Origin of the sequence: Azohydromonas sp. (genome assembly GCF_035325925.1) — a bacterium.
GTDB lineage: Bacteria > Pseudomonadota > Gammaproteobacteria > Burkholderiales > Burkholderiaceae_C > Calidifontimicrobium.
This window is the reverse complement of the sequence record NZ_DAOKZA010000050.1, coordinates 19921-27407: the sequence shown is the minus strand read 5'-3', so window position 1 is coordinate 27407 and position 7487 is coordinate 19921. Positions and strand designations below refer to the sequence as shown.

Below are 7487 nucleotides of genomic sequence, written 5' to 3'. Positions count from 1 at the left end.
CGACGAAGTGCGCCGCGCCGCCGTCGCGCAGGTCGTCGCGGTCGACGCTGGTGATGACCACGTACTTCAACTTCAGCGCGGCGATCGTCTTGGCCAGGTTGAGCGGCTCGTCCGCGTCGAGCGGGTCGGGGCGGCCGTGACCGACGTCGCAGAACGGGCAGCGGCGCGTGCACTTGTCGCCCATGATCATGAACGTCGCGGTGCCGTTGCCGAAACACTCGCCGATGTTCGGGCAGCTGGCCTCCTCGCACACCGTGTGCAGCTTGTGCTCGCGCAGGATCTGCTTGATCTCGTAGAAACGCGTCGTCGGGCTGCCGGCCTTGACGCGGATCCACTCGGGCTTCTTCAGCACCTCGGCCGGCACCACCTTGATCGGGATGCGCGCAGTCTTCGCCTGCGCCTTCTGCTTGACGGTCGGGTCGTGGGCGGGCGCAGGCGTGGTCATCGGCGGCGGGCGGGTCAGGGGGTCAGCTGGGCCACCAGGCGGCGCGCCAGCCGGTCGGCGGCGTCGGCCCAGTCGGTGCAAACCCCGAGTCTAGCCAGATCGACCGTCTGCAGCCCGGCGTAGCCGCAAGGGTGGATGCGTGAAAAGGGCGACAGGTCCATCGCGACGTTCAGCGCCACCCCGTGGTAGGTGCAGCCGCGGCTGACCTTGATGCCCAGCGCCGCGATCTTGGCCAGCCCGCGGAACGGGTCGCGCGCGTCGGCCGGCCCGGCGAGCGCGGCGTGGCCGAACGGGTCGTCGAGGCGCACGTAGATGCCCGGCGCACCGGCGACGCGGTGGCCGGTGACGCCGTACTCCTCGAGCACGGCCAGCACCGCGGACTCCAGGCGGAACACGTATTCCTTGACGTAGATCCGCAGGCGCTGCAGGTCGACCAGCGGGTAGGCGACGACCTGCCCGGGCCCGTGGTAGGTCACCTGCCCGCCGCGGTGGGTCTGCACCACCGGGATGTCGCCGGCGTCGAGCACGTGGGCGGCGCGCCCGGCCACGCCCTGCGTGAACACCGGGGGATGCTCGACGAGCCAGATCTCGTCGCGCGTCGACGCGTCGCGCGATGCGGTGAAGGCGCGCATCGCGGCCTCGGTCGCGGCGTAGTCGGCGCGGCCGAGGACACGGCAGTCGGGTGGCGGAGCGGTCGCATCGGCCATGCGCGCATTGTCGGCGCGCCGCCCGCCGTCGGGCACACTGGCGCGCGAGGAGGTGCCGATGAGAGTCCCCCGCGCCGTGTCGCGTGGCCGCCTGCTGGCATCTGGCCTGCCGCCACTCGTGCTCGCCATGGCGCTGGCGCTCGCCGGCTGTGCCACCCGCGCGCCCGCCGCGGTCCCCGCCGTGCGATCGGCGGCGCACGCCGAACTCGAGCGCGCCGTCGCCGACTACGAAGCCGGCCGCCTCGACGAGGCGCGTGCCGCGTTCGAGCGGCTGTCGCGCGCCAGCGTGCCGGCGGCCGATTACAACCTGGGTGTCATGCACCTGCGTCGCGAGATCGCCGGCGCCAGCGTCGCGCAGGCGCTGCAGCGGTTGCAACGCGCGGCACAGGCAGGCTTCGTCACCGCGATGGTGGACCTCGCCCGCCTGCACGAACAGGGCGTCGCCACCGGTCGCCCCGACCTGCAGGGCGCGCACCGTTGGTTCCTGCGCGCCGCCGCCGCCGGCAGCGTCGACGCCATGGTGGAGACCGGCACCGCCTACTACCTCGGCCGCGGCACCCCGCAGGATGCGGCCGCGGCGGTGCACTGGTACCGTGAGGCCGCGCAGCGCGGCGACGTTGGCGCCATGTACCTGGTCGCCTCGATGTACGAGGCGGGCCTGGGCGTCGACTGCGACCTGCGCCTGGCGCGGTACTGGTACTCGCGCGCCGCCGACCAGGGCGACGTGGCCGCCGCCGCGAAGGCGCACGAGCTCGGCGCCCGGCTGCCGGGCACCGGGTGCTGAGGGCCCACGCGGCAGAATCGGCGCGACCGCCCGGTCCGCCGCGCACGCCATGACCCGCCATGCCACCGACACCGACCCGCGCGTCGCGCTGCCGCCCGACGATGCGCTGCGCGCGGTGCTGCACAACGAAGTGCACGCGCGCCCGTCGGCGCGCATCCGGCTGCCGGCGCTGGTCGTGCACGTCGCGGTGCTCAACGCCGGCGTCGCCCGCGACGACGAATGCATCCACCTGCGCCGCCTGCCCGGGCAGGCGGCGCTCTCCATCGACGACCTGGCCGGCAACTTCCTGCGCCTGCGCCTGGACGGCTGCGCGCTGAAGTGGGAGCGCCACACCGAATTCACGCGCTACTCGCTGGTGCAGCCGCTGCCCGATGCTGCCGGCCTCGACACCGATGGCCCCGCGCGGCTCGACGCGCTGGCCGTCGACCCCGGCTGGCTGCGCACGATCCCCGGCCGCACGATTGCCGCGATCAAGCTGGCGATGGTGCACGGCGAGCTCGACGACCCGCAGGCACTGATCGCGCGGGCCCAGCGCTGGTTCGGCGCCGAGGCGGTGGCCGCGTCGCTGATGGGTCGCAGCAGCCAGGGCCGCAGCCACTCGTGCGCGGTGACCGACTTCCACCTGCGCGACGACGGCTTCGAGCACATGCTGGTGATCGCGCCGCCGTCGACCACCGACACGCGCGCCGGCCGCATCTCGCAGCGCCTGCTCGAGCTCGAGACCTACCGCCTGATGGCGCTGCGCGGGCTGCCCGCGGCGAAGTCGCTGGCCCCCGGGCTCAACGACGCGGAGGCCACGCTGGCCACGCTCACCGAGCAGCTCGAGGCCGGGCGCGCGTCGGACCAGCAGCTGCTCGAGCGGCTCGTCGCGCTGGCCGCGCGGCTCGAGCGTGCCACCGCCGAGCACGACTACCGCTTCGCCGCCACGCGCGCGTACGACACGCTGGTCGCGCAGCGCGTGGCCGAGCTGCGCGAGGCGGCGATCCCGGGCACGCAGACGCTGGGCGAGTTCCTGCAGCGGCGCATGAACCCGGCGATCGCCACCGTCGCCGCCACCGCGCGCCGGCTGGCGTCGCTGTCGCAGCGCGTCGAACGCACCAGCGCCCTGCTGCGCACCCGCGTGGACATCGCCACCGAGGCGCAGAACCAGCAGCTGCTGGCCAAACTCACGCGCGGGCAGCAGCTGCAGCTGCGGCTGCAGGCCACCGTCGAGGGGCTGTCGATCGCGGCGATCTCGTACTACGTGGTCAGCCTGCTGCTGTACGGGGCGAAGGCGGCGAAGTCCGCCGGACTGCCGGTCGACCCGGAGATCGCCGCCGGTGCGCTGATCCCGCTGGTGCTGTGGGGCGTGTGGCGCACGACGCGGCGCATCCACGCGCGGCTGCACGCGTCGACCGGCGACTGAGGCGGTCCGTGGCGGCGCTGCAGCTCGGCCCCCTCGCCTTTCCGCTCAACCCGCTGCTGTGGCTCGGCGCGCTGCTGCTCGCGCAGGCGCTGGCGTCGCGGCTGGCCGGGCCCGGCGCGCGAGCGGCCGCCGATGCGGTGTGGCTGGCCGCACTGGCCGGCTTCGCGTCGGCGCGCGTCGTGTTCGTCGCCGGGGCGGCCGACGCCTACCTCGCGTCGCCGTGGAGCGTGCTCGACATCCGCGACGGCGGCTGGTCGCCCGCGGCCGGCGTCGCCGCGGCGCTGGCCGTGCTCGCCTGGCGGGCGTGGCGTGCGGCGCCGCTGCGCCGCGCGCTGGGCGCCGCGGCGCTGGCCGCGGCGGCGTTCTGGGGCCTCGCGTCGACGCTGCTCGGCGTGCACGACCGCCCGCCGCTGCCGGCGCTGGCGCTGAGCGCCCCCGACGGCGATGCCGCGGAACTGCGCACGCTGGTGCAGGGTCGACCGGCCGTGATCAACCTGTGGGCCAGCTGGTGCGCGCCGTGCCGCGTCGAACTGCCGGCGTTCGCGCAGGCGCAGCAGCGCACGCCAAGCGTGCGTTTCCTGTTCGTCAACCAAGGCGAGGACGCGGCCGCGGTGCGGCGCTTCGTCGCGGCGCAGTCGTTCACGCTCGACGGCGTGTGGCTCGACCCCGCGTCGCGGCTGGGCCCGGCGATCGGCTCGTCGGGGCTGCCGACGACGCTGTTCGTCGACGCCCGGGGCCGCGTCGTCGAGCGCCACTTCGGCATGCTCAGCGCCGCGTCGCTGGACCGCCGGCTGCGCACGCTGCAGGCCACCCCGACCCCGCCTGCCGCATCGACGCCATGACGGCCGCCTGCGCACCGCCGCGACTCGTCGACGACGAGCTCGACCTGCTGGCCGGAATGCTGCCGCTCGGGCGCGGCCTCGACATCGTCGAGCCCGGCTGCGGCAACGCCCGGCTGGCACGGGCGCTGCTGCGACGCTTTCCGGGCTGCCGCGTCACCGGGCTCGAGGTCGACGCGCGCCAGCTCGCGAAGAACCGGGCCGCCCCGCAGCCCGGGCTGGCGTTCGTCGCGGCCGGCGCGCAGGCGATCCCGTGCGCCGACGCGAGCTTCGACCTGGCGCTGATGCTCAAGTCGCTGCACCACGTGCCGCGGGACGCGATGGACGCCGCGCTGGCCGAGGTGCGCCGGGTGCTGCGCCCGCGGGGCTGGCTGGTCGTGTCCGAGCCGGTGTGCGCCGGCGCGCTCGACGAGATCGCGCGCCTGTTCAACGACGAGGGCGTGGTGCGTGCCGCAGCGCAGGCCGCGCTCGACCGCGCACTGGCCGGCGGCGGCTGGGACGCGGTGCTCGAGCGGCGCTTCGACGTGCCGGTGCACTTTCGCGACTTCGCCGACTTCGAGCGCCGCATGGTCGACGTGACCTTCGCCGAGCGCCATCTCGACGACGCGACGCGCGCGGCGGTGCGCGCGCGCTTCGAGCCGCACCTGGGCGCCCACGGCGCCGCCTTCACACGCCCGATGCACCTGCGCCTGCTGCGCCGGCGCGACACCTGAACCCGCCGCCACCGATGCCCCGACCGACGCCTGCCACCTGCCGCCTCGAGGTCGAGTCGTTCTTCGACCCGGCCACCTCGACCTTCAGCCACCTCGTGCTCGACCGTGCGTCGATGCAGGCTGCGCTGGTCGACAGCGTGCTCGACTACGACGCCGCGTCGGGGCGCACCTCGACCGCCGGCGCCGGACGTCTGGTCGAGCGGGTGCGCGCGCTCGGCGCCAGCGTGCAGTGGCTGCTCGAGACCCACGTGCACGCCGACCACCTGTCGGCCGCGCCGTTCCTGAAGCAGCAGCTCGGCGGGCGCATCGCGATCGGCAGCCGCATCACGACGGTGCAGCGCACCTTCGGCCGGCTGTTCAACGCCGGTGCGGACTTCGCCTGCGACGGCCAACCCTTCGACCACCTGTTCGACGACGGCGACACGTTCGCGATCGGGGGCCTGCTGGCCACCGCGATGCACACCCCCGGGCACACGCCGGCGTGCATGACCTACGTCGTGCGCGACGGCGACGTCACCGTGGCCTTCGTCGGCGACACGCTGTTCATGCCCGACTACGGCACCGCGCGCTGCGACTTCCCCGGCGGCGACGCGGCGACGCTGTACCGCTCGATCCGCAAGGTGCTCGCGCTGCCGCCGTCCACGAGGCTGTACCTGTGCCACGACTACCTGCCCGAGGCGCCGCCGCCGCGCCACGTGACGACGGTGGCCGCCCAGCGTGAGGGCAACGTGCACGTGCACGACGGCGTCAGCGAGGCCGAGTTCGTGGCGATGCGCACCGCGCGCGACAGGACACTGGGCATGCCCGCGCTGCTGCTGCCGTCGGTGCAGGTGAACATGCGCGCCGGCCGGCTGCCGCCGGCCGAGGACAACGGCATCCGCTATCTGAAGATCCCGCTCGACGCGATCTGACGCGGAACACGGGGCCGGCCGGGGTCGGCGACAATACCCCCCTGGGAAGAGGGAGGGTCGGTGTTGTTGCGACCGTTGCCGCGCACGCACCTGTGGTGGCTGGTGCCCCTGGGTTATTACGCCGGCGCGCGACTCGGCGTGTCGATGGCGGTGATGCCCGAAGGCATCGCGATCCTGTGGCCGCCCAACAGCGTGCTGCTGGTGGCGATGCTGCTCGCGCGCCGCCGCGACGTCGTGCCGATCGCCCTGCTCGGCATCGCCGCCGAGGTCGCCGCCGACCTGCCGACGTTCAGCGTCGCCGAGGCGCTGGTGTTCGGCGTGGCCAACGCGCTCGAGGCCACGCTGGCCTGGGCGCTGCTGCGGCGCTGGCGATTCGACCTGCGGATGCAGTCGCTGGCCGACCTGCGCAAGTTCCTGCTCGCCGGGCCGCTCGCCGGCGCGCTGACGGCCGCGGTGATCGGCGCAGCCGCGTACACCCAGTTCCGTGACGGCCACACCGGCTACCTGGACTTCGTGCGCGTGTGGTGGCTTGGCGATGCGCTGGAGCTGCTGATCTTCACGCCGTTGCTGTCGAGCCTGGCCGTCGGCCGGACGGCGCCGGGCGCCGACGCCCGCGCACCGATGCGCGTCGGCCGCGTCGACGCCGCGGTGGTCGTCGCCGGCGCCGCGGTGACCGCGGTGCTGGCCACCTCGCGCAGCGGCGCGCTGCTCGGCGGGCACGCCGCGCCGGTGCTGGTGCTGCCCTGCATCGTCTACCTCGCCGCGCGTTTCGACCTGCGCGCGACGAGCGCCGCGGTCGCCGTGGTCGCCCTGGCCCTGGCGTGGGCGACGACCCACGACCGCCACCCGTTCGGCGAGCTGCCGGCCGCGGAGGCAACGATGCGCGCGCAGGAATTCATCGCCGCGATGAGCCTGCTCGCGCTCGGGCTGGCCGCGTTGCTGGGCCGCCTGCGCGCCGAGCGGCAGGCGCTGCACACCGCCAACCGGCGCCTCGACCAGCTGAACCTCGAGCTCGAGGCGCGTGTGGCCGAGCGCACCGCGCGGCTCGACGAGGTCAACGGCCGGCTCGAGCAGCTGGCGATGACCGACCCGCTGACCGGGCTGTTCAACCGACGCGCCTTCGACGCCGTCGCGCACGCCGCGGTGGGGAATGCGCGCCGCCACCGCCGCCCGCTGGCGCTGGTGATGATCGACATCGACCACTTCAAGGCGATCAACGACCGCCACGGCCATGGCGGCGGCGATGCGGTGCTGCGGCGCGTCGCCGCCGCGCTGCAGGGCCTGTTGCGCGACGCCGACAGCCTGGCGCGGTTCGGCGGCGAGGAGTTCGTCGTGCTCGCACCCGAGACCGACCTCGACAGCGCGCTGGCGCTGGCGCAGCGCATGGGCGACGCGCTGCGGGCGCTGGCGGTACCGGTGCACGGCACGACGCAGCCGGTCACCGCGAGCTTCGGCGTGACCGCGCTCGGCACGCACGCCGACGATCTCGGCGCGATGTTGCACCGCGCCGACCAGGCGTTGTACGCGAGCAAGCGCGGCGGGCGCGACCGCGCGACCGCGGTGGCGCCGGGTGGCGAGTCGGGTGCCGATGCGCATGCGCCACCGGGTGCGCCGGCCTGAGCGCACCCCGCCGCCCGACGGGCCTATGATTGAGCCGGTCCCGAACCCCGGTCGCCCCGCCAC

At 74.7% G+C, this 7487-nt stretch carries 8 protein-coding genes; 6 read left to right on the top strand and 2 right to left on the bottom strand.

Going from position 1 to position 7487, the window contains the following annotated elements; translation table 11 throughout:
• Window positions 1–445, bottom strand: a 445-nt coding sequence (locus tag PKC53_RS15705) for a radical SAM protein (RefSeq protein ID WP_324430277.1), incomplete at its 3' end; no start/stop codon positions are given.
• Between the two features lie 14 nt (window positions 446–459).
• The gene (gene lipB / locus PKC53_RS15700; RefSeq protein WP_324430275.1) at window positions 460–1152 is read right to left on the bottom strand and encodes a lipoyl(octanoyl) transferase LipB; all 693 of its coding nucleotides are present in this window, start codon (window positions 1150–1152) and stop codon (window positions 460–462) included.
• Between the two features lie 58 nt (window positions 1153–1210).
• Between lipB and PKC53_RS15695 the strand changes: the two genes are divergently transcribed.
• Genes PKC53_RS15695 through PKC53_RS15670 form a run of 6 tightly spaced genes read left to right on the top strand, consistent with a single transcriptional unit; the run spans window position 1211 to window position 7424 of the window.
• The gene (locus tag PKC53_RS15695; RefSeq protein ID WP_324430273.1) at window positions 1211–1936 is read left to right on the top strand and encodes a tetratricopeptide repeat protein; all 726 of its coding nucleotides are present in this window, start codon (window positions 1211–1213) and stop codon (window positions 1934–1936) included.
• 49 nt (window positions 1937–1985) lie between these two features.
• Window positions 1986–3341: a DUF3422 domain-containing protein gene (locus PKC53_RS15690; protein WP_324430271.1), complete on the top strand. Its 1356-nt coding sequence runs from the start codon at window positions 1986–1988 to the stop codon at window positions 3339–3341.
• 8 nt (window positions 3342–3349) lie between these two features.
• Entirely contained in the window at window positions 3350–4183 is an 834-nt protein-coding gene (locus PKC53_RS15685; RefSeq protein ID WP_324430269.1) for a TlpA disulfide reductase family protein, read from the top strand.
• Entirely contained in the window at window positions 4180–4893 is a 714-nt protein-coding gene (locus PKC53_RS15680) for a class I SAM-dependent methyltransferase (RefSeq protein ID WP_324430267.1), read from the top strand. Before PKC53_RS15685 ends, PKC53_RS15680 begins: the two co-directional genes overlap by 4 nt.
• A gap of 14 nt (window positions 4894–4907) precedes the next feature.
• Window positions 4908–5804 carry an MBL fold metallo-hydrolase gene (locus tag PKC53_RS15675; RefSeq protein WP_324430265.1) on the top strand — a complete coding sequence of 299 codons (897 nt, stop codon included), beginning with the start codon at window positions 4908–4910 and terminating at the stop codon, window positions 5802–5804.
• A 60-nt stretch (window positions 5805–5864) separates the two neighbouring features.
• The gene (locus PKC53_RS15670; protein ID WP_324430263.1) at window positions 5865–7424 is read left to right on the top strand and encodes a diguanylate cyclase; all 1560 of its coding nucleotides are present in this window, start codon (window positions 5865–5867) and stop codon (window positions 7422–7424) included.
• Window positions 7425–7487 lie beyond the last annotated feature (63 nt).

What these genes read in the sequence shown, in the direction of transcription:
- lipB (WP_324430275.1), bottom strand. Translation starts at nt 1,152, where the DNA reads ATGGCCGATGCGACCGCTCCGCCACCCGACTGCCGTGTCCTCGGCCGC.
- PKC53_RS15695 (WP_324430273.1), top strand. Translation starts at nt 1,211, where the DNA reads ATGAGAGTCCCCCGCGCCGTGTCGCGTGGCCGCCTGCTGGCATCTGGC.
- PKC53_RS15690 (WP_324430271.1), top strand. Translation starts at nt 1,986, where the DNA reads ATGACCCGCCATGCCACCGACACCGACCCGCGCGTCGCGCTGCCGCCC.
- PKC53_RS15680 (WP_324430267.1), top strand. Translation starts at nt 4,180, where the DNA reads ATGACGGCCGCCTGCGCACCGCCGCGACTCGTCGACGACGAGCTCGAC.
- PKC53_RS15675 (WP_324430265.1), top strand. Translation starts at nt 4,908, where the DNA reads ATGCCCCGACCGACGCCTGCCACCTGCCGCCTCGAGGTCGAGTCGTTC.